We start from the raw sequence: 19,936 nt of genomic DNA, 5'->3' as shown, positions 1-19,936 counted from the left end.
TACTATGGAATACTATAATTACATAAAATCATTACACCTCATCTTTGTGATCACTTGGTTTGTGGGGCTTTTCAATATTGTTCGCCTTTTTGTTTACCAAATTGAAGCTGCAGACAAACCTTCACCCGAAAAAGAAATTTTACAAAACCAATTCAAAATAATGACGTATCGCATGTGGTACATCATCACTTGGCCATCGGCAGTATTAGCTAGTATATTTGCATTTTGGATGTTGTTTTTTACGGATTTAGGTCGAGCGTGGCTTCAAATGCCTTGGATGCATGTCAAACTAGGATTTGTGTTTTTATTGTATTTGTACCATGCCAAATGCCACCAAATCTTTAATCAATTGCAACGAAACGAAGTGAGATACACCTCTAATTTTATGCGATTATGGAACGAAGGCGCTACAATTATACTTTTTGCCGTAGTATTTTTAGTGATTTTAAAAAATGCATTCAATTGGATTTATGGAGTAATCGGTATCATTTTGTTCTCTGTCATTTTAATGCTGGGTTTCCAATTCTACAAAAAAATTAGAGAAAGAAAATAGTTGTATTTTCAGTTCCCAACCGGGACTGAGACTGAGACTGTAAACTAAAAACCATGTTCAAAAGCTTCAAAATAGCAATGCTTTCCTTGCGGATTAGGATTTTCCTGTCCATGATTGTATTGATATTGATGGCCTCCGTTATATTAGCTTCGATTTCGATCATTCAATTTAAAAACGAAGCCAAAGAATACCACCAAGAACGACTGGAACGGAACGAAAATGCGGTTAAACAGCACATCAATTTTATTCTTTCAACTACTACTTATCCTTTAACGGCAGCAAACCTAGACCTCATCTTTAAGGATAAAATTCATGAATTGGCACACATTCATAATGTCGAAATTAATATTTACAGCCTTAACGGTCAGTTGTTAAAATCTTCAAAAGAATCTTTTTCGGTTGACAAAGTTGCACCACCAGTACCCAAATACATTTTGAAACTGGTGCGTTCCTCCATTGAAAAAAGGTATGTAGACATTAAAACCATTGACGGCAAAAAAAATCGTTCGGCTTTTAGCCAAATCAAAGATGATAAATTTAAGCCACTCGGAATTTTAAACTTGCCTTATGTAGAAGACGATGGATATTATGAAAATGAACTTAAAAATTTCTTGGTCAGACTAGGTCAAGTGTATACTTTTATGCTACTCATGGCCTTTGCGCTAGCGTACTTTTTATCGTCCTACATTACAAAATCTTTGAAAACCATTTCGGATAAATTAAGTGAAACCAGTTTAAACCAAAAAAACGAAAAAATTGTTTTAGAGGCCAATAGCAAAGAGATTAATTTACTCATCAAGGCGTATAATGCCATGGTAGATGAACTGGAGAAAAGCGCCATCAAACTAGCACAAAGTGAACGCGAAGAAGCCTGGAGAGAAATGGCGAAACAAGTAGCCCATGAAATTAAAAATCCGCTTACGCCAATGAGACTCACGGTTCAAAGCTTTCAACGCAAGTTTGACCCATTGGATCCCAATGTAAAACAGAAAATGAACGACTACTCTGAAACGCTCATTCAGCAAATCGACACCATGAGTGCAGTAGCTTCGGCTTTTTCTAACTTTGCCTCCATGCCTGCCCAACAAAACGAAACCCTGAATGTAGTTGAAGTTGTAGAGCTTACCATGGATATTTTTAATGAAGATTATGTTGAATTTCAAAGTGAATCTCCAGAGATTATTTCAAAAATTGACCGTACACAATTGATTCGAGTTATTACCAATCTTGCCAAAAACGCTATTCAATCTATACCGGAGCAACAAGAACTTAAAAAAGTACTTGTAAAAATAAAAAAAGAAGACAATAACGTACTTATAACCGTATCAGATAACGGAATAGGAATACAAGCTAGCGATGCGCATAGGATTTTTGAACCTAAATTTACTACCAAAAGTAGCGGTATGGGTCTTGGTCTTGGAATTATAAAAAACATTATCGAAAATTACAAAGGAACGATTATCTTTGAATCTGAATTTGGTAAAGGAACCACATTCATTGTGTCGCTCCCCATCATCAACTCTTAAAAAATACTTATGAACTACGAAAATATTTTGGTTACTACCCAAGAAAACATTGCTACTGTAACTATCAATAGACCTACAAAGTTGAATGCTTTGAATGTGGCAACCATTTCTGATTTGAACAAAGCCTTTAAATTACTGTCAAAAAACAATGAGATTCGTGCTATTATTTTAACAGGAAGTGGCGAAAAAGCTTTTGTAGCAGGAGCTGATATTTCAGAATTTGCAAATTTCTCCATAGAACAAGGATCCCAACTTGCAGCAGAAGGTCAAGAAAAATTATTTGATTTTATCGAAAATTTAAAAACACCTGTTATTGCCGCAGTTAATGGTTTTGCACTAGGAGGCGGACTTGAATTGGCTATGTCGTGTCATTTTAGAATTGCCTCTGCAAATGCTAAAATGGGATTACCAGAAGTTTCATTGGGTGTAATTCCAGGTTATGGTGGAACGCAAAGATTGCCTCAACTAGTAGGAAAAGGCCGCGCCATGGAAATGATTATGACTGCAGGAATGGTAACTGCACAAGATGCTTACCGAATAGGATTGGTAAATCACGTAGTCCCAGAAGCTGAACTTTTAGATTATTGCATTAGCGTAGCCAATAAAATAATTAAGAACTCTCCTTACGCTATTGGCAAAGCAATAAAAGCAGTTAATGCTAATTTCAAAGAAGGTAAAAACGGATTTGAAACAGAGATTAAATCCTTTGGAAAATGTTTTGGAACCGAAGATTTTAAAGAAGGAACAACAGCTTTCTTAGAGAAAAGAAAAGCAGTTTTTACAGGGAAATAAAAATAAGAGAGAACCAGATTGGTTCTCTTTTTAGTTTAAACACACATTGTTTTAAATAATTTTTTTCACAAAAAGGATTTGTTTGCTGCACAAGGCTTAATTTTGCATTTCATTTGTGATTATTTCACTCTTTAAATTCTAATTATGTCCTTCCAACCTGTATTTGATCTGTTCTGGGAAAAAGTAAAAGAAAGTATCGATAACTATACGTATGCAAAGTTAACCCTAGCCAAAACCATTGGTGATACAGAATTGAAAAATATTTATGTGCGTCCTGTTTTACAAGAAAACGATGTGTTTTGTATGTCTATAACGGCGCGTTACAAAACCGAAGAAATAGAAAGTTTCCATACCCTTGATGAGGCGTTTATTGTATTGGCCCCTTATATGAACAACCCTTTTTTGACAGCTTTACTCTTCACCACAGAAAATGACATTACGTTTAAACTCAATAAAAAAAGAGTAGGAACTATCATTGAGCAAGCACCTACCTTTAAAAACGCATCGGATGTCATTCTAGAAATGAAAGAAAAAGGGATTTCAGCATAAAATTTTTGATAACAAATGCTGGTCTTCGACTTGAAAACCAGCATTTGTCAAAACACAGCTGGATGAATTGGTAGGATGCATCTATTGCAAGTCCTAATTCCATTTTTTTTGAAAGATAACAAGCTCAAAAACTGTACACTGAAAACTGCTAACTTACTTCTCCCCTTCCCATTCTGCATAAAACTGAGCTAGAAAACCTTCCATGTATTGGTGTCTTTCTTGCGCTATCTTCTTCCCAGTTTCGGTATTCATTTTATCTTTTAACAGCAAAAGCTTTTCGTAGAAATGATTTATTGTTGGAGCATCATTCTTTTTGTATTCATCCTTGGTCATGCTGGTGTTTGGAGAAATTTCAGGGTCATACAGCGCTCTATTTTTAAAACCTCCATAATTGAATGCTCTAGCAATTCCTATGGCTCCTATGGCGTCTAAACGATCCGCGTCCTGAACTACATCTAGTTCAATGGAGGAAAATTTTCGTTCAACATTACCACCTTTATAAGATATGTTTTCAATGATTTGAACCACATGCGTAATAATTTCCTCTTTAACATGTTCCAATTCTAAAAATTTTCGAGCAACTCTTGGCCCTACCGTTTCGTCACCATCGTGAAATTTACTATCGGCAATATCATGTAGCAACGCACCAAGCTGGACAACGGTACTATCACAATTTTCCGTGCTAGCAATTAGCACTGTATTCTTAAACACTCTTTCGATATGAAACCAATCGTGTCCGCCCTCGGCATTTTTCAATTCTTCTTTTACAAAAAGAATTGTCTTGTTTATCAAATCAGGATTTGTCATTATATCTTTTGTTTTTAAAAAAAATGTTGAACCTTAAAGTTGCAAAACTTTAAAATCCAACATTTATATTGGGTATTCGTATGGGTGAATTAGCGTATTAATGCAGGCTCAACCCATTTGAAAATGTGAGATTCTTGAGGAATTACCAAACGCTCAGAGATTTTGGCCATTCTACCAGGTAATTTCATCAAATAGTCACGGGCTTTTTCGGCTTCGTCTGTTAAACCAGCTATTTTATCAATTTCCCATTTATCAATTAATTTTTGCATAATTTCAACATAGTCTACTGCAGTATACACCCCAATACGCTGTGCAGAATCAGAAAACTGTTCAAAAGCTGTACTTATTTTTTCACCAGATTCTCTCAAGAAATGAGCCGGCATCACAATTTTTGCTTTCATCATGTATTGGAAAGCAAGCATCATCTCGCTTGGATCAATTTGGAAAATTCGGTTTACAAACTCGCTATAGGCATGATGGTGACGCATTTCATCGCCTGCAATCATTTTGCACATTTTAGAAAGTTTGTTGTCTCCGTATTTCTTAGCTATTTGAGCTACTCTGTTATGAGATACATAGGTAGCTAGTTCTTGAAAACTAGTGTAGATAAAGTTCTTATAAGGATCTCTTCCAGTACCAATATCAAAACCATCATTGATCAAGTGCTGTGTAGTCATTTCTACTTCACGCATGTTCACTCTACCGGATAAGTACAAGTATTTATTTAGTAAATCACCATGACGGTTTTCCTCGCCTGTCCATTGTCTGATCCATTTAGACCATCCGTTGCGCTCTACATTATCTATTCCTTCTACATCCATAAGCCAAGACTCATAGGTAGGCAACGCTTCCTCTGTAATGGTATCACCAACTAGTGTTACCCAGAAATCATAAGGCAAATCTTTAGCAATTTCACGTAGTTCTTTTACTTCATCAAAAAAAGTATCGCTCTGGGAATCTGGTAAAAAATCTGTGGGTTGCCATATCTTCTCAACAGGAATAAGATACTGATCGACAAAGCTATCTACGTTTTTCTCTAAAAACTGCATTACTTCTAATCGAATGTTTTTTATTGACATTTTATATAAATTAAATTTTTATTCCATTCACAACGGCTGTTTCGGTTTTCACCATCAAATCAGCAAAATCATATTCGCTTACAGCAAGCGGTTCGTGCACTACAAAGGTAAGATGATTTCCTAAACCTACGGGGAAAAAACCAAATTTAACCATTTTCCAAGAGTTGTTGATGCTTACTGGAACTACGTAGGCCGATGGGGCACTCTTGCACAGCATTTTTAATCCTGTTTGTGAAAACTCTTTTGGTTTTCCTGTTTTACTTCGGGTTCCTTCTGGAAAAATAACGGCAGAACGCTTGTGCTTTTCTATATACTCTGATAAACTTCTTATAGCAGGAATGGCTTGTTTGGGATCTTTTCTATCAATTAGTACTGATCCACCATGGCGCAAATTATAGGACACACTTGGTATTCCTTTACCTAATTCTTTCTTACTCACAAATTTACAATGAAACCGTCTAAAATACCAAATCATTGCAATAATATCGTACATACTTTGATGGTTGCACACAAAAATCAAGGGTACATCCTTTGGGATGATATCTCTATTTGTAAAAGTATACGTAGTTCCAAGCAAATTAGTGCATTTTACCAAGAAAAAATTCAAATAATCCACACTCTTTTTATGCGCTTGATAGCCAAAAACGTTGAAACAAATCCATTGAATAGGATGAAAAACAAGCAATGTTAGACTAAAACAGAGATAATAAACAACAGATAAAGGGTACGAAATTATTTTTTGCATGCTTAAAAAATTTCTGCAAAAGTAATAAATATATTTTTAGCGGTATTTCATCCAGAAAAAGTCGCAAAAAACAGCTTTAATTGTACCTTTGCTATCCAAAATACGTTCCCTATATATGAATTTCAAATACTCTAAAACCGAGAAACTAAAAAGCAAAATAACCATTGGTTTATTATTTACTGAGGGTAAATCCGTATCCAAATATCCGTTGCGATTGGTATACAAAGCAGGTACTTTTGGCGAAAGTGAAAAAATAAAAATAGGCGTTTCCGTATCCAAAAAGAATTTTAAAAAAGCAGTAGACCGCAATTATTTCAAACGTGTACTGCGCGAAACCTATCGCCTAAATAAACATTTGTTGCTTGATAATCTTGATCAACCGTATTCCTTCATGTTTTTTTATCAAACCAAAGACCGCTTGACTTACCAAGAAATCAATACTAAAACCGTTCAATTGTTTGAAAAGTTTTTGCTACAAATAAAAAAAGAAGAGTAGCAATTCTATTTTTTGTATTTTTAGCATTAAAACAACCTATTTATGAAGTCAATACTCTTATTTATTCTTGTACTCTTGTGTTTGGGGAGTTGTAAAAAAGAAGAAGCTGAATTAGATATGAAAATCACAGCTATTAAACTTCCTGCAAAAAGAGAATCTGGACAAAATGGCAACTACAGTGCTGATAAAATGGACTCGCCTGAAAAAGAAAAAACAGAACAAAAAATCATCAAAACAGGTAACCTTCGTTTTGAAACCAATGATTTAGAAGCTACATATACCCAAATACAAAATGCAGTAAAAAATAGTAAAGCAACGATCCAAAACGACAATGAAGGCAAAGATTACGAGTCGGTTTTTAGAAATCTAACCGTTCGTGTACCAAGCCAAAACTTTGATGTTTTTATAGCTTCGATTTCAAAAGGAGTTGCGTATTTTGACACTAAAGAAATAACTTCACAGGATGTCACTGCTGAATTTATAGATCTTGATGCCCGCTTAAAAGCAAAGAAAGTATTGGAAAACCGGTATCTAGAACTTTTGAAAAAAGCAAACAAGGTTACCGAAATGCTAGAAATTGAAAAACAACTTTCGGCTATTCGAGAAGAAATTGAAGCCAAAGAAGGGCAATTGAACTACATGCAAAACCAAGTTTCCTACAGCACCATAACCATAGAATTTTATAAATCTGTTGCAGAGGCTAGTGGCGCTACAGAATCATATGGAACAAAAATTTGGACCGCCATCAAATCAGGGTTCAATAGTCTCTCGAGTTTGTTTATCAATTTACTCAGTATTTGGCCATTTATCCTCATTATGATTGCTTTAGGTTACTTTATTAGAAAACGATTTAAGTCAAAAAAAATATAAAAACATGTATTCTTTCCTCAAAAAAAAATTCATATTACCCGTTGTTGCTTCGGCAGTTTTATTCATTGGAAGCAGTTTCAAAGATGATTTCTTCGAAATTGCCAAACAAATCGAAATCTTCACCACGCTTTTCAAAGAATTGAACCGCAATTATGTAGATGAGACTAATCCAGGCGAGTTAATGGACAAAGCCATTAAGGCCATGTTGGCTAATTTAGATCCGTACACGGTCTATTTTAACGAGCAGGATGTTGTGAAGTTTAAAATCAACAATACAGGTGAATATACCGGAATAGGCGCTATACTGACCCGCAAAGAAGACAAACTGATTATCAAAGAACCGTATAAAAATTTCCCAGCAGACAAAGCGGGTTTAAAAGCAGGTGATGAGATCATTCAAATAGGTGATGTGCTTTTATCAGATTTTAAGGATGATGCATCGCAATTACTCAAGGGTTCTAAAAACACAAAAATTACAGTAAAGTACCTCAGACAAGGCAAACCGAATACCACACAAATTGTATTGGATGAAGTAGAAATTAAATCGGTACCGTTTTTTGCAAAAATAGATGATAAAACGGGTTACATTGTCTTGTCTCATTTTAACAAAAAAGCCTCTTTTGAAACCAAAGAAGCACTAGAACAACTCAAAAAAGAAGGAGCAGAACGCATCATTCTAGATGTAAGAGACAATCCCGGCGGGTTACTGAATGAAGCTGTAAATATTTGCAATTTATTTGTAGCCAAAAACGAAACTATTGTAACCACAAAGTCTAAAATTGACAAACACAATACTACCTATAAAACTACCAGAGAGCCGGTGGATTTGGACATTCCTTTGATTGTTTTGGTAAACGGTCGTAGTGCATCCGCTTCAGAAATTGTTGCAGGTGCGTTGCAGGATTTAGATCGTGCGGTAGTGGTAGGAAGTCGTAGTTTTGGAAAAGGACTAGTACAACGTCCTGTTGATTTAACTTATGGTACCCAACTCAAAGTGACCATTTCGCGCTATTACACTCCCTCAGGAAGATGCATTCAAGCATTGGATTATTCTAAAAAAGACAAAAACGGAATGGCTTTGAAAACCGAAGAGAAGAACTTTAACGCATTTAAAACCCGAAAAGGTAGAACTGTGTATGACGGCGGAGGTATTCAACCTGATGTAGTTTTAGAAGAAACCAAATCTAGTCCTATCACAAACGCCTTGCTTCTCAACGACGGAATCTTTAACTACGTTACCAGTTACTGTTACAAAAACCCAACACTTGGAAATCAAATTCCAGTGATCAGTGATGCTGATTATGCTGATTTTAAAAACTATTTAAAAGCTCAAAAATTCTCCTTTGACACAGAAACCGAATTGGCTTTGAAAAATACTTTGGCTGTAGCCAAAAAAGAAAAGCTAGACGAATCCATTCAAGTAGAGTACCAGCAATTATTGACCGCCTTGCAAAAATCTGAAAATGCATTGCTAGACAAACATCAAAAAGAAATCAAGGGCTTAATGGTTGATGAAATTATCAAACGTTTTCAATACCAAGAAGGTTTGTACCAATATTACACCAAAAACAACATCGAAATCAAGAAAGCAACGACACTCTTAAACGATGCCGCTGCCTACAAAGCTATCTTAAAAATGTAACTTACTGTTTTTGCATTTCTATGTGTGGGATATCATCTTCAAGATACATCTCACTGGTTTGTACAAAACCGTGGCTTTCGTAAAACTTTTTTAGGTACAACTGGGCTCCTATTGTGATTTGGCTTTCGCCAAAATGTTTCGCTATGCCCGCAATAGACTCGCGCATAAGGTCATGTCCCCATTTGCGATCACGGTAATTAGCATCAACAGTAACTCTACCTATTGAGGCAAAATCAAAACTTATTCCGGGTTGAAACAATCTAGAATGCGCCACTATTTTACCGTCATAAACGCCCATAAGGTGTAAGGCTACTTTATCTTTACCGTCTAAGTCTAGGTACACACAGTTTTGCTCAACTACAAAGATCTCGCTTCGTAACTTTAAAATATCATATAACTCAAAAACTGTAAGTGCTTCAAAAGCTTTTATTTCCCATTGTAGTGTCATGTGCTGTTTTTTATACAAATTAAAGCAATTTAAGGCTCTTTTTTGATAATCTGTGCCGATTTTATAATGGACTCTAATTCGTGCATTAAATCTCTTTTATCCTTTGAAGGCGCATAACAAAAACCTTCTAGAACTAGCAATCGGTTGTAGGTGGTATCTACTATTGCATAATTGATAAAAGGCCCCGACATGAAATCATTATTCAATTGCCAAGTTCCCTTAGTTTCATAAGCGGTGTATTTGTTGAGTTTTGTCTTAAAAAAATAAGGGGAATACGCCTCCTCTGTAATCATATTAGTATGCGGTTCTTTCCCTCTGATGTACAAATTGCCTATAGAATCGCGCAATTGAATCACCTTTGCACTCCAGTTTTTATCGGTTCTATATTTATCTAGAGGAACTTGATAGAGCAAGAGACTAGTGTTTCCACCAATAAATTCTTTTTTGAGCCACAAGAAATTTCGTTTTTGCAAGACATACACATAACCTGTAGGAACTTGAATGGCTGTATGAAACTTGTTCTCAATAATTTTAGGATCCAGTAAAGATTGTTTGTTTATTTTTTGGCTAGCCGCAATTTCAGCATTTTTAATCATGCTGATCATTTGAGGTGCATTTTGCTCCATGATTGTCACAATATCACTTACTGTTCTTCCTGAAATATGAAAAACATTTTGCGGACTCGCATATTGATTTTTCTTGATTTCAAATTTATTGAACTCAGTTTTTTTTACCACAATTATCGCTCGCGTATCGGTCATGAAACCTTCTAAAAGTTTCACAGGATATTGATTGATGTTAAAAAGAGGTTCTTCTTGAGGCAAGCCTATTACTGGCGCAGCAAATTTATTCCTGATGCTATCTCCTATTTCACCATTCCACAACTGATCTTCAATAATAACCGATATGGTGTTGATTTTACCTGTAGTAATGCGCGGCAACGAGCTGTTATCCTTTTGACAAGAAAACAAAGAAAGTGTCGCAAAAATGAGGAAACAATAAAATCGATGCATTGCTGGGTGTTGTTTAGTAAAACCCAAATATAAAGAACAAAGCCGTATTATCCGTTTATTTTTAACTTCATACCTGGTTTGATATCTTCACCACTAATACCGTTCCACTTTTTCAAATCATTGATGGTTACACCTGGATATTTTTTAGAAATACTAAATAAGGAATCTCCTTTTTTCACAAAATATTCTGAAGCAGTTTTCGCAGCAGATGTATTTTTCTTTGTTTTAAAAGTATCTACAGTAGCTTTATCAGTATTGATTGCTATTTCATCCTTGGCAACAATAAGAGATTTTCCTATTGTAATAGTATTATCAGGTAGGTTATTCCACGATTTTAATTCGGGAACAGTGGCGCCAAATTTAGTCGCAATTGCACCTAAATTATCTCCTTTTAAAACAACATACTCGACATCTTTACGCAACGGACTTGTTGCTGCATCTGGTTTAGCATCCGTTTCTTTTGGACTCAATTGCAAAACCAATCCTGTTTGTACAGAAGCCGTAGTTAAACCATTTAACTTTTGAATCTCAGTAACTGTCAAATTGTGTTTCTTTGCAATACTCCCCAAGTTATCTCCTTTTTGTACTACATAAGTTGAAGCGGTGTTTGACGCATCAACAGACTTATCCTCTTTATTTACTTTAGCATCTGCAAGGGCTGTATTTTTAGAAACCGTATTTTTAGATTCAGACTTTATTTCCTTTAGTGCAGTAGGATCAGTATTGATTTTTAAACTTCGTCCGTATGCAATATTGTTGCCCTTGATGTGATTCCATTTTTTAATTTCGGCAATAGTTACCCCATATTTTAGAGCTACACTAGCAATATTATCCCCTTTTTTAACTTTGTAATACACACTTTTGGTTGCGGCCAGACTTTCAGTATTAGCTCTAAGACTGTCTTTAACAACAGTTGTTTTAGCTAACATAAAGGGTTTTTCACTTTTGTCTTTTTCATATTGTGCGTAGGCATATATTTTGTCTTCGTTTGAGGCAAAAACGGCAACTTTTTCCTGTGGTAATCTTAAAAAATGGGTTTGATCGTGATAAAAAGGAACCACGTTTAGCTTGTAAGACGGATTTAAAAGCTGTAATTGTGCTACCGGGACATCTAGTAATTCCGATATTTGTTTGAACGTCATTTGACGTTTAATCATCACCGTATCTGTAGCAAAGTGTTTTACTTTGGCTCTATTAGGAACAATACCATGTTCTTTGTGGTATTCATAAATATACATGGTTGCTAAAAAAGCAGGTACATAACCTTGAGTTTCACGGGGTAAATTTTTTCGAATGTTCCAATAATTTTGTTGACCTCCAGAACGTCTGATGGCTTTGGCAACGTTTCCTGGTCCAGAGTTGTAGGCTGCTAAAACCAAATCCCAATCTCCAAATATCTTGTACATATTGGTCATATATTGCGTTGCAGCGTCGCTAGATTTCAGTGGATCACTTCTTTCATCTACATAAGAATCTATTTTAAGACCGTATTGTTTTCCGGTTTGATACATGAACTGCCACAATCCTGTAGCGCCCATTCGGGAAACTGCTTTAGGATTTAATGCCGACTCAACCACTGCTAGATATTTAATTTCGAGTGGGACATTTTGCTTTGCTAAGGCTTCCTCCATTAACGGAAAATAATATTCTGAAACTGCCATAAGGCGTTCAAAGGATTTTTTTCTGTTTTTCAAAAAAGATTTAATTAAGTTTTCTAATCCAGGATTGTACTCAATATTAAAAGGTGACTTTGCATCCATGGCAGCCAATCTTTGTTTAAGTAAATCTGTAGGCAATTCAAAATCTATGGCAAGATCAAGATTGGTATTTTTTATTTCTTCAGAGAATGAAGTAAATAAATCAAGATCGTTGAGTTCTTTCATCCACAAACTGTCAACGCGTGCGGCAACTTTATCGTTTACAAAGGTTTTCTTGATAGAATCGAGGTACGAAATTTTAGGTGCTATTTTTAAAATGGATTGGGTGTCATTTGCATCTTGTGCAAACAAATTGGCCGAAAACAAAAGTAATAGTGCAACAGTGGTATTTTTTATATTCATATTTTTACGATCAAAGACCTATATTTCAAATGATTACAAAGCTTGATTTACAAACTTAACGGGTTTTTTCTAAAAAACGTCTTTAAAAAGTGTTAAAAATGCAATAATTGATACATTTATAAGGAATATCTATCGATTTAAGAAAATAAGTGGCGATACCAAACTAAATTAGTATCCAAAATAAAAAACCTCAACAACTTTTTTCGTTGTTGAGGCCTAGTTTTCAATTAGTAGCCTGTAAAAACTACTTTAAAAATATATTTTTGCATTTACAAAGTGGTCTTTGGATCCTTATTCAAGGATAGCTGCAATACCAGGAAGTACTCTACCCTCAAGCATTTCTAGCATGGCTCCTCCTCCCGTAGACACATAGCTTACTTTGTCTTCTAGTCCAAATTGTTTTACTGCAGCCACAGAGTCACCACCACCCACAAGTGAAAAAGCTCCCTTGGCTGTAGCCTCGGCAATGTAATTCCCTAATGTAATAGTTCCATTTGCGAAATTTTCTAATTCAAATACTCCCAAAGGTCCATTCCACAATATCGTTTTAGATTCCATAATCACTTCTTTAAAAAGGTCTAATGATTTTGGTCCTGCGTCAAGACCTTGCCAGCCGTCTGGGATACTATTTACATCCACTACTTGCGTTTGAGCATCATTTGCAAAAGCATCTGCCGCTACAACATCAACCGGAAGATGTATTTGAACCCCTTTTTCTTTGGCTAAACGCAAAATTTCTAGTGCTAAGTCTTGTTTGTCATCTTCGCAAATAGAGTTTCCTATTTTGCCTCCTAGCGCTTTCACAAAAGTAAAAGTCATTCCGCCACCTATGATCATGTGGTCTACTTTATCTAAAATATTTTCGATCACTGTGATTTTAGAAGAAACTTTAGAACCACCCAAAACCGCAGTAACTGGTTTTTCACTGTTTTTCAACACCTTATTTAAACTCTCAATTTCTTTGGCAAGCAACAACCCAAAACATTTATGCTCTGGAAAAAACTGTGCGATGATAGTGGTAGATGCATGTGCTCTATGCGCTGTACCAAAAGCATCATTCACATAAATATCTCCTAGACTGGCTAATTCTTTGGCAAAAGCTACGTCTCCTGCCTCTTCCTCTGGATGAAAGCGTAAATTTTCAAGAATCAATACGCTTCCTGCTGCCAAGTTTTGCGAAGCCTCTTGAGCCACTTCACCCACACAATTTGATGCAAATTGAACCGGAACACCCAGGATTTCTGAAGTAGTTTGTACAATATGTTGTAGTGAATATTTGGCTTCTACACCTTTTGGTCGTCCTAAATGCGACATTAATATTACGCTTCCCCCTTGTGCTAAAATAGCATCAATAGTAGGTTTGGCTGCTTCAATACGCGTGGAATCAGTTACTTGAAATTGCTCGTCTAATGGCACGTTAAAATCTACTCGAATGAGCGCTTTCTTATTTTTAAAATCGAAATCTTGTACGGTTTTCATGTGTATGTTGTTATTGTTTGTTTTTTCAAGGAGAAACAAATATAGCACTTTTAGTATGGTAACAAATTGGTGAAAACCAAAAAATCTACTTTAGTTACTAACGAAATCGTTATCAATTACGAACTAATAACACAACACTGCTTCGGAGCTACAGTCGCTTCCTAAAAATTACATTTAGAATAGCGACATTGAACAAAACCTAAAGGATGGAAACAAAAAATCCGATTGTGGGGACAATCGGATTGTAAGTGGGTTTCGTGCATTGCTTTAATCAATAATTGGGTTTTGCGTACATGGGCAATCACTTACTCCTTGAAGGAAGTCAAGACCTATAGTCACAACGTGCGTTCCAGAGTTAAAACTCCCTAAACGATTCAAAATTACTTGGTACGAATACCCAAAATAAAAATTCGATTTCTTAAATCCTACCATAGGGCCTACGTTAAGCGGTTTTCCTATTTGATCATTTAAGAATCGGTACGATGCACCTGCCCATAAATAATCATCATTACGATCGTATTTACGATATTTGATGTTGATATCGGTACTAGAACGTTTATCTCCAGCAAAATATTGGTAGTAAACTGAAGGTTCAAACTCTGACCTGTTGTAGGTTCTACTTCTAAATACATATCCTGAATAAACTTGGTAGTTCCGAACCAAACTCGGCTCCACTCCACTAAATTGATCAATATCTTTGTCCAAAATGTTACTGGCATTGAAACTCACATAATAGGCTTTGTTACGATATAAGAAACCCACATCAAAATTGTTATTGGCCACAAACCTATTGTTGTTTATAGTAGGGTCATTATTGATAGGTTGTAAAGCATCAACATCTATTTTAAAGGTGTTCAAGTTATACGAAATACCAAAAGATAAATACTGCTTTGAATAATAATCCAAGATAATGTGGTGTGCAAAAGAGGCTTTGATCCCTTGTTGCATCGTATTTCCGTTTTTATCATTGTACGCAGAAATTCCCACACCCGATTGATCAGCCACCCTAAAATCAGCATAAATAGATTGGTTTTCAGGTGCGCCTTTAATTCCTACCCACTGCGTCAAGCCATTGGCACGTATCCTCAAGTTATCCCCAATACCGGCAAAAGTAGGAGAAACCACAAAAGGATTATCCGCAAGATATTGCGTAAAAACGGGCAAGTTTAACTCTTGGCCGTGGCTTGAACCCACCACCAAGAGCAACATTGAAAGGATGATTTTTTTCATTTTACTATATTTTTTTGAGAACATATGCAATTCTCTATATTATCTGTACAATGTGAAATGTCCAACAAATTCTCGAGCATCTTGTACATTTCTCAATCTAAGGATGTACCAGTAATCTCCCGAAGGTAATTCATTTCCGTTGTATTTACCATTCCAAGACTGACCTTCTCTGTATGTGCCTATTTTACGGCCGTATCTGTCAAATACTTCAAAGATTAAATCTTTGTAATTAATTGTATTTGTTGGCGCCCAAGTATCATTATTACCGTCCCCATTTGGTGTAAACACATTTGGAATCTTGATATCAATGAACTCAAAATAACGAGTAGCTGTTGCAGAACAACCATTGGCATCAGTAACCGTCACCGTGTAATCACCCGATTTGTAAATGATGAAATTACCTTGACTTCCTTGAGGCTCTCCGTTTAAGCTGTATTGGTAGTTACCAAAACCTCCTGAAACAGTAGAAACAATCTCATTCAATCCGCCATCAGACAGTGCGATTGTAATTGGATTTATTTGATCTACATTAAAGATTACTTGCTTGATACAACCGTTAGTATGTCTTACATCAACAGTATGTCTACCTGCGCTCAAGTTATTGAACACATTACTGGTTTGGAACACTAATGACCCATCAAGTGAATAATCTAAGTCAGCAGGCACGTTTCCAGCAGCTACCGTAATGGTTACTGAGTTCACTTGACTGTTGTTCACACAATCATAGTTGACATCTGCTTCAGGATTAAGCGTTACTGGTTCTCCAAGCATAACAGAAAAATCGCTTTCACAACCATTAGCATCACGTATGTATACAATTTGTTCGTTTCCAGATAAACCACTGAAATCAAATTGTGTTTGTGTAAGCGTTCCCGTAGTGTAGGTTCCGTTTCTATTATTTAAACTTACACTGTATGGAGCGTTTCCTCCTGTAATGTTTATGCTAAAAGCTCCATCTGCATCACCCGCACATACTTCTGGAACCGAACTGTTAGGAAGCACAGTAGCAAATATAGATGATGGATCTGTGATTACTACCGGTGGCATTGGAGCTTGGCAACCGTTTTGATCTTGTACAATAAAAGTGTATGTTCCTGGACTTAAGTTTTCAAAAACACCCGATTCAAAAAATTGATCTGATCTGGTAGATATAGCATATTGAATGATTCCTGTTCCACCTGATCCTGTGATAACAACACGACCATTGCGTTCACCTGCACACGTAATAGGTGTTACAACGTGCGTTTGAGTAAGTGGCACTTGCGGTTCTATTATGTTTACAACACTAGAAGTTACCGCAGCACAATCTTGGCTTACTACACGAACTACATAATTTCCAGCAGGAATATTGGTAAAGTTACCCGGTGTAGTTTGTGTTACCGTAAATGGTACTGGATTGCCCGTACTATCTAAAAGTGTGTACACATAGTTACCTAAACCTCCCTGTGCCAAAGCAACAATCACTCCTGATGCATCACCTGTACAATTGATCCTTGCGTTTTGAATATCCAATTCAAGGGTTAACGCAGGAACCTCTTCAATTTTAACATCGTTAGAGATGAAACTTACACAACCGTTATTATCACGAATGTAGTAGCTATGCGTTCCTACAGGTACAGAGAATGTAGCTGTGTTACCTACCATTATTGTTGCAGTTGCAAAATTAGGGGTAGTGCTGTATGTATACGGTGCCGTTCCACCAGCAGCTGTAAGCGTAAGTCTAGCATTAGTAGCACATGTTTTGGCTGTAGCCAATGCTAAAGCTGCCGTTACTCTTGTTGGTTCATTGATCACAATATTACTTGATGTTGTAGCACAAGACCAAGAATCAGATACTCGTACTTGATACGTACCAGCACCTAAATTGTTGAACGTATTGGCACTTTGTGGTCCACTGGTTGTTACCATACCGCCTGCGTCAGTTCTAATCAAGGTATATAAATAACTTCCAGATCCACCAGTAGGTCCTGTAGTTACCGTGATAGTAGCACTTGTGTCGTTAATACAAGAAACAAGAGTAGTACTAGGTACTGCTACAAAAGCAATAAGTGTTGGATTATTAAGTACTACAATTTCAGAGTTCACACATCCTTTACTGTCTCTCACATTTACAGTGTAAGAACCAGCAGTTAAGCCTGTGAATACCGTTTGAGTTCCATACGCTACACTTTGTGCTGCTGTAGGACCTACCAATTCAAATTGATAGCTTCCTGGCCAACCTCCTGTTGCTGCAACAGATATAGAACCATCATTATTACCTGTTACACAAGTAATCTCTGTATGGGTTTCAGTTATATCAAGTGCTGCAGCTGGTGCCGCAATTGTAAAGCTTGTTGTAACTGTACAATCTGGGGTTTGAGACAAGGTAGCACTTATTGTGTATGTTCCTGCCGCTAGACCTGTAAGCGTAATTGGTCCTGCGTTAGTAGCAGTACCACTTCCTACATTTAAGCCCGCAGCATTTTGAAGCGTATAGCTAAAAGGTCCTGCTTCATTACCATTAACTGGTGTTGTAGTGATCAAACGATCAACTAATGTTATGGTGGCTGTTCCATTCGTATCATTCAAACACGTTACATCAGTAGTAGCGTTAACCACCAAATCAAAAGTGTTTGGATTGTTTACAAAATGAACCGCACGTATTTCGCAATTCGTATCTAAGTTGCGAACGGTAATGTTGTAATCCCCAATTGGTAAATTAGTAAATATACCATCAGTATTTGTTGTAGTTGGATACAGACCTGTTAAAGCTCCTGTAATTGGATCTTTGTACACAATAGTATATTCTAAATTAGGAGTGGCAGTTGCAGGATTTGTAGCAACACTTACAGTAATATTTTCTAGCACGGCGCAAGTGATAGGTCGATTAACAGTTACCGATACAGCATCAAGTGCTACGTAAGGTGCAATAGTTATTGGAGTTGTAGTGCTACCCACGCATCCACGATTATCAAATACGTTTACCGTATAGTTTCCGCCAGTAAGTACCGTTTCTGTATACACATTACTGTTTCCAAATTGTACGCGTGTACCATTTCGTAAAAACTCGTAATTCAAGTACGTTCCTGAACCTCCTGTTACTCCCGTTACTGTAATAGTAGCAAGGTTGCCGGTGTTACCCGTTACACAACCAAACTGTACCACAGTTGGTGCTGGAACCGTAATTAATCCTGGTTGATTAATAGTTATTGATGCTGTAGCATCACAACCTCTGCTAGAAATCACTCTAACCGTGTACGTTCCTGCCACTAAATTACTAAACACGTTTGAAGCTTGTGGCAATCCTGAGTTAAGACTGTATAAGTATACTGGGTTATCGTTGATACCTGGTGCTGGAGTATCAAATGATGCAGTAATAGTTCCGTCATTACCACCGTTGCAGGTTACATCGGTTTTAGCCAATGCAAATCCAGTAACTAAAGTAGCTGCTTGTAAGTTTACTGGAACAAATACTTCACATAAAGTTGTTGTATCACGAACACCAATAATATGGTTTCCTGCTGCAACTGCGTTAAACGCTGTTACTGCTGCAAAAGGGGCACCATCAATATTGTACACAAAGTTTCCTGAACCTCCTGTAGTGCTTACCGTTATTTGTCCGTCACCGCCAGTACAAGATACTGGAATGCTCACCACTGGTGTTAAAATTAAAGGATTAACTATAGAAACAACAGTTGCTGCTGAAATACATCCATTAGCATCACGAACTGTAATATTATAATTACCAGGTGCATTTACAGTAATCACATTTCCAGATTGGTAGTTGCTACCATCAGCACTGTATTCTAGTGCTGGACTAAAGCCAGATGCTGTTACCGTAATGTTATACGTTCCTGTTGCACTCGGACACTGCGTAGCTACTGCTGAAGCAATAGTAGGATTAGCATCTACTAGAATGGTTTGTGGTTTGTTGATTGGACAACCATTTGCATCTAATACATAAACAATCCAGTTCATATTGGTACCATTGTTGGTGTCAACTACAAGCGAATTGCTCAAACCATAAGAAGTAACTGCAGGTGCTGGTGCTGTAGCTAGTGCTACCGCATACTTATAATCAGGGGTTCCACCTGTAGCCATTACCGTAATCGTTGCAGTATCTACATTACAATTAATATTGGTAGCCGTGCTGTTAAAATCAAGTACTTGAGCAACATCAACTATTGTAAATGGTACATCAGCTGTACATCCTGTGGTAGTATCTACCACTTGTAGGTTATAATTTCCTGGTACCAATGCGGTAAGGCTTACCGTGTTTCCTGCAATTACTGGAGAACCAGTACCTACTGTTAGCGTTGCAGTATAACCCGCTGAATTACTTACCGTAAATGTTGCTGTTCCGTTATTAGCGTTAAAACAAGTTTCGTTTGTAATGGTTGCTACTGTTGCTGCAATGTTTACACGTGGAGCCACTGTGTACAATTCTTGGTACGTACATCCATTAGCATCTGTTACTTGGAACATATAATCGCCTGCTGCTAAACCTGCAAAACTATTGGAACCAAAATTATTAATAACAGAGGGCGAAACCATTTGATAGGTAAATGGACCTACACCGTTTGTAACACTGTTTATGAGTACCGTACTTGTTGTACTTGTAGCTGGTGCACAATAAATCAATGAACCTGAAATATCCATATTTGTTGG

General features: G+C 36.7%; 16 protein-coding genes. 7 read left to right on the top strand and 9 right to left on the bottom strand.

What is annotated here, in order from left to right:
- Window positions 1-4 precede the first annotated feature (4 nt).
- The 4 genes from DNC80_RS05260 to DNC80_RS05245 all read left to right on the top strand — a co-directional run bounded on the left by DNC80_RS05260 (window position 5) and on the right by DNC80_RS05245 (window position 3,420).
- The gene (locus tag DNC80_RS05260) at window positions 5-553 is read left to right on the top strand and encodes a CopD family protein (RefSeq protein ID WP_182649835.1); all 549 of its coding nucleotides are present in this window, start codon (window positions 5-7) and stop codon (window positions 551-553) included.
- A 53-nt stretch (window positions 554-606) separates the two neighbouring features.
- A complete protein-coding gene (locus tag DNC80_RS05255) occupies window positions 607-2,079 on the top strand; it encodes a PAS domain-containing sensor histidine kinase (protein WP_370628696.1) in 1,473 nt (490 codons plus the stop codon).
- Window positions 2,080-2,088: 9 nt separating this feature from the next.
- On the top strand, window positions 2,089-2,871 hold the full coding sequence (locus DNC80_RS05250) for an enoyl-CoA hydratase/isomerase family protein (RefSeq protein ID WP_182649833.1): 783 nt from the start codon (window positions 2,089-2,091) through the stop codon (window positions 2,869-2,871).
- 144 nt (window positions 2,872-3,015) lie between these two features.
- Window positions 3,016-3,420: a hypothetical protein gene (locus DNC80_RS05245; RefSeq protein ID WP_144893552.1), complete on the top strand. Its 405-nt coding sequence runs from the start codon at window positions 3,016-3,018 to the stop codon at window positions 3,418-3,420.
- A gap of 153 nt (window positions 3,421-3,573) precedes the next feature.
- On the opposite strand, the gene DNC80_RS05240 is transcribed toward DNC80_RS05245, so the two are convergent.
- The 3 genes from DNC80_RS05240 to DNC80_RS05230 all read right to left on the bottom strand — a co-directional run bounded on the left by DNC80_RS05240 (window position 3,574) and on the right by DNC80_RS05230 (window position 6,051).
- Window positions 3,574-4,227, bottom strand: a complete 654-nt coding sequence (locus DNC80_RS05240; RefSeq protein ID WP_182649831.1) for an HD domain-containing protein — start codon at window positions 4,225-4,227, stop codon at window positions 3,574-3,576.
- 89 nt (window positions 4,228-4,316) lie between these two features.
- Window positions 4,317-5,306, bottom strand: coding sequence for an acyl-ACP desaturase (locus tag DNC80_RS05235; RefSeq protein ID WP_182649829.1), 990 nt, complete (start codon window positions 5,304-5,306; stop codon window positions 4,317-4,319).
- Between the two features lie 10 nt (window positions 5,307-5,316).
- Window positions 5,317-6,051: a 1-acyl-sn-glycerol-3-phosphate acyltransferase gene (locus DNC80_RS05230; protein WP_182649827.1), complete on the bottom strand. Its 735-nt coding sequence runs from the start codon at window positions 6,049-6,051 to the stop codon at window positions 5,317-5,319.
- Window positions 6,052-6,166: 115 nt separating this feature from the next.
- Between DNC80_RS05230 and rnpA the strand changes: the two genes are divergently transcribed.
- The 3 genes from rnpA to DNC80_RS05215 are packed head-to-tail and all read left to right on the top strand — an operon-like array spanning window position 6,167 to window position 9,059.
- Entirely contained in the window at window positions 6,167-6,547 is a 381-nt protein-coding gene (gene rnpA / locus DNC80_RS05225; protein WP_182649825.1) for a ribonuclease P protein component, read from the top strand.
- A gap of 42 nt (window positions 6,548-6,589) precedes the next feature.
- Window positions 6,590-7,417 (top strand): DUF4349 domain-containing protein, encoded by an 828-nt coding sequence (locus DNC80_RS05220; protein ID WP_182649823.1) that lies wholly within the window; start codon window positions 6,590-6,592, stop codon window positions 7,415-7,417.
- 4 nt (window positions 7,418-7,421) lie between these two features.
- Window positions 7,422-9,059 (top strand): S41 family peptidase, encoded by a 1,638-nt coding sequence (locus tag DNC80_RS05215; protein WP_182649821.1) that lies wholly within the window; start codon window positions 7,422-7,424, stop codon window positions 9,057-9,059.
- A gap of 1 nt (window position 9,060) precedes the next feature.
- On the opposite strand, the gene DNC80_RS05210 is transcribed toward DNC80_RS05215, so the two are convergent.
- From DNC80_RS05210 to DNC80_RS05185, 6 genes are all read right to left on the bottom strand, one after another.
- Window positions 9,061-9,507 (bottom strand): GNAT family N-acetyltransferase, encoded by a 447-nt coding sequence (locus DNC80_RS05210; RefSeq protein WP_182649819.1) that lies wholly within the window; start codon window positions 9,505-9,507, stop codon window positions 9,061-9,063.
- Window positions 9,508-9,536: 29 nt separating this feature from the next.
- A complete protein-coding gene (locus tag DNC80_RS05205; RefSeq protein WP_182649817.1) occupies window positions 9,537-10,520 on the bottom strand; it encodes a DUF4837 family protein in 984 nt (327 codons plus the stop codon).
- A 47-nt stretch (window positions 10,521-10,567) separates the two neighbouring features.
- Complete coding sequence (locus DNC80_RS05200; RefSeq protein ID WP_182649815.1) at window positions 10,568-12,580, bottom strand: LysM peptidoglycan-binding domain-containing protein; 2,013 nt, start codon at window positions 12,578-12,580, stop codon at window positions 10,568-10,570.
- 291 nt (window positions 12,581-12,871) lie between these two features.
- Window positions 12,872-14,059, bottom strand: coding sequence for a phosphoglycerate kinase (gene pgk / locus DNC80_RS05195; RefSeq protein WP_182649812.1), 1,188 nt, complete (start codon window positions 14,057-14,059; stop codon window positions 12,872-12,874).
- A 267-nt stretch (window positions 14,060-14,326) separates the two neighbouring features.
- Window positions 14,327-15,289 carry a type IX secretion system membrane protein PorP/SprF gene (locus DNC80_RS05190; protein ID WP_182649810.1) on the bottom strand — a complete coding sequence of 321 codons (963 nt, stop codon included), beginning with the start codon at window positions 15,287-15,289 and terminating at the stop codon, window positions 14,327-14,329.
- Window positions 15,290-15,328: 39 nt separating this feature from the next.
- Window positions 15,329-19,927, bottom strand: a complete 4,599-nt coding sequence (locus DNC80_RS05185; protein WP_220485205.1) for a T9SS type B sorting domain-containing protein — start codon at window positions 19,925-19,927, stop codon at window positions 15,329-15,331.
- Window positions 19,928-19,936 lie beyond the last annotated feature (9 nt).

Origin of the sequence: Flavobacterium sp. SOK18b (assembly GCF_014156605.1) — a bacterium.
In the GTDB taxonomy this organism is placed as follows: Bacteria; Bacteroidota; Bacteroidia; order Flavobacteriales; family Flavobacteriaceae; genus Flavobacterium; species Flavobacterium tiangeerense.
The sequence above is the reverse complement of the archived record's forward strand: the minus strand, read 5'-3'. Positions and strand labels throughout refer to the sequence as shown.

What these genes read in the sequence shown, in the direction of transcription:
- DNC80_RS05260 (WP_182649835.1), top strand. Translation starts at nt 5, where the DNA reads ATGGAATACTATAATTACATAAAATCATTACACCTCATCTTTGTGATC.
- DNC80_RS05255 (WP_370628696.1), top strand. Translation starts at nt 607, where the DNA reads ATGTTCAAAAGCTTCAAAATAGCAATGCTTTCCTTGCGGATTAGGATT.
- DNC80_RS05250 (WP_182649833.1), top strand. Translation starts at nt 2,089, where the DNA reads ATGAACTACGAAAATATTTTGGTTACTACCCAAGAAAACATTGCTACT.
- DNC80_RS05245 (WP_144893552.1), top strand. Translation starts at nt 3,016, where the DNA reads ATGTCCTTCCAACCTGTATTTGATCTGTTCTGGGAAAAAGTAAAAGAA.
- DNC80_RS05240 (WP_182649831.1), bottom strand. Translation starts at nt 4,227, where the DNA reads ATGACAAATCCTGATTTGATAAACAAGACAATTCTTTTTGTAAAAGAA.
- DNC80_RS05235 (WP_182649829.1), bottom strand. Translation starts at nt 5,306, where the DNA reads ATGTCAATAAAAAACATTCGATTAGAAGTAATGCAGTTTTTAGAGAAA.
- DNC80_RS05230 (WP_182649827.1), bottom strand. Translation starts at nt 6,051, where the DNA reads ATGCAAAAAATAATTTCGTACCCTTTATCTGTTGTTTATTATCTCTGT.
- rnpA (WP_182649825.1), top strand. Translation starts at nt 6,167, where the DNA reads ATGAATTTCAAATACTCTAAAACCGAGAAACTAAAAAGCAAAATAACC.
- DNC80_RS05220 (WP_182649823.1), top strand. Translation starts at nt 6,590, where the DNA reads ATGAAGTCAATACTCTTATTTATTCTTGTACTCTTGTGTTTGGGGAGT.
- DNC80_RS05215 (WP_182649821.1), top strand. Translation starts at nt 7,422, where the DNA reads ATGTATTCTTTCCTCAAAAAAAAATTCATATTACCCGTTGTTGCTTCG.
- DNC80_RS05210 (WP_182649819.1), bottom strand. Translation starts at nt 9,507, where the DNA reads ATGACACTACAATGGGAAATAAAAGCTTTTGAAGCACTTACAGTTTTT.
- DNC80_RS05205 (WP_182649817.1), bottom strand. Translation starts at nt 10,520, where the DNA reads ATGCATCGATTTTATTGTTTCCTCATTTTTGCGACACTTTCTTTGTTT.
- DNC80_RS05200 (WP_182649815.1), bottom strand. Translation starts at nt 12,580, where the DNA reads ATGAATATAAAAAATACCACTGTTGCACTATTACTTTTGTTTTCGGCC.
- pgk (WP_182649812.1), bottom strand. Translation starts at nt 14,059, where the DNA reads ATGAAAACCGTACAAGATTTCGATTTTAAAAATAAGAAAGCGCTCATT.
- DNC80_RS05190 (WP_182649810.1), bottom strand. Translation starts at nt 15,289, where the DNA reads ATGAAAAAAATCATCCTTTCAATGTTGCTCTTGGTGGTGGGTTCAAGC.
- DNC80_RS05185 (WP_220485205.1), bottom strand. Translation starts at nt 19,927, where the DNA reads ATGGATATTTCAGGTTCATTGATTTATTGTGCACCAGCTACAAGTACA.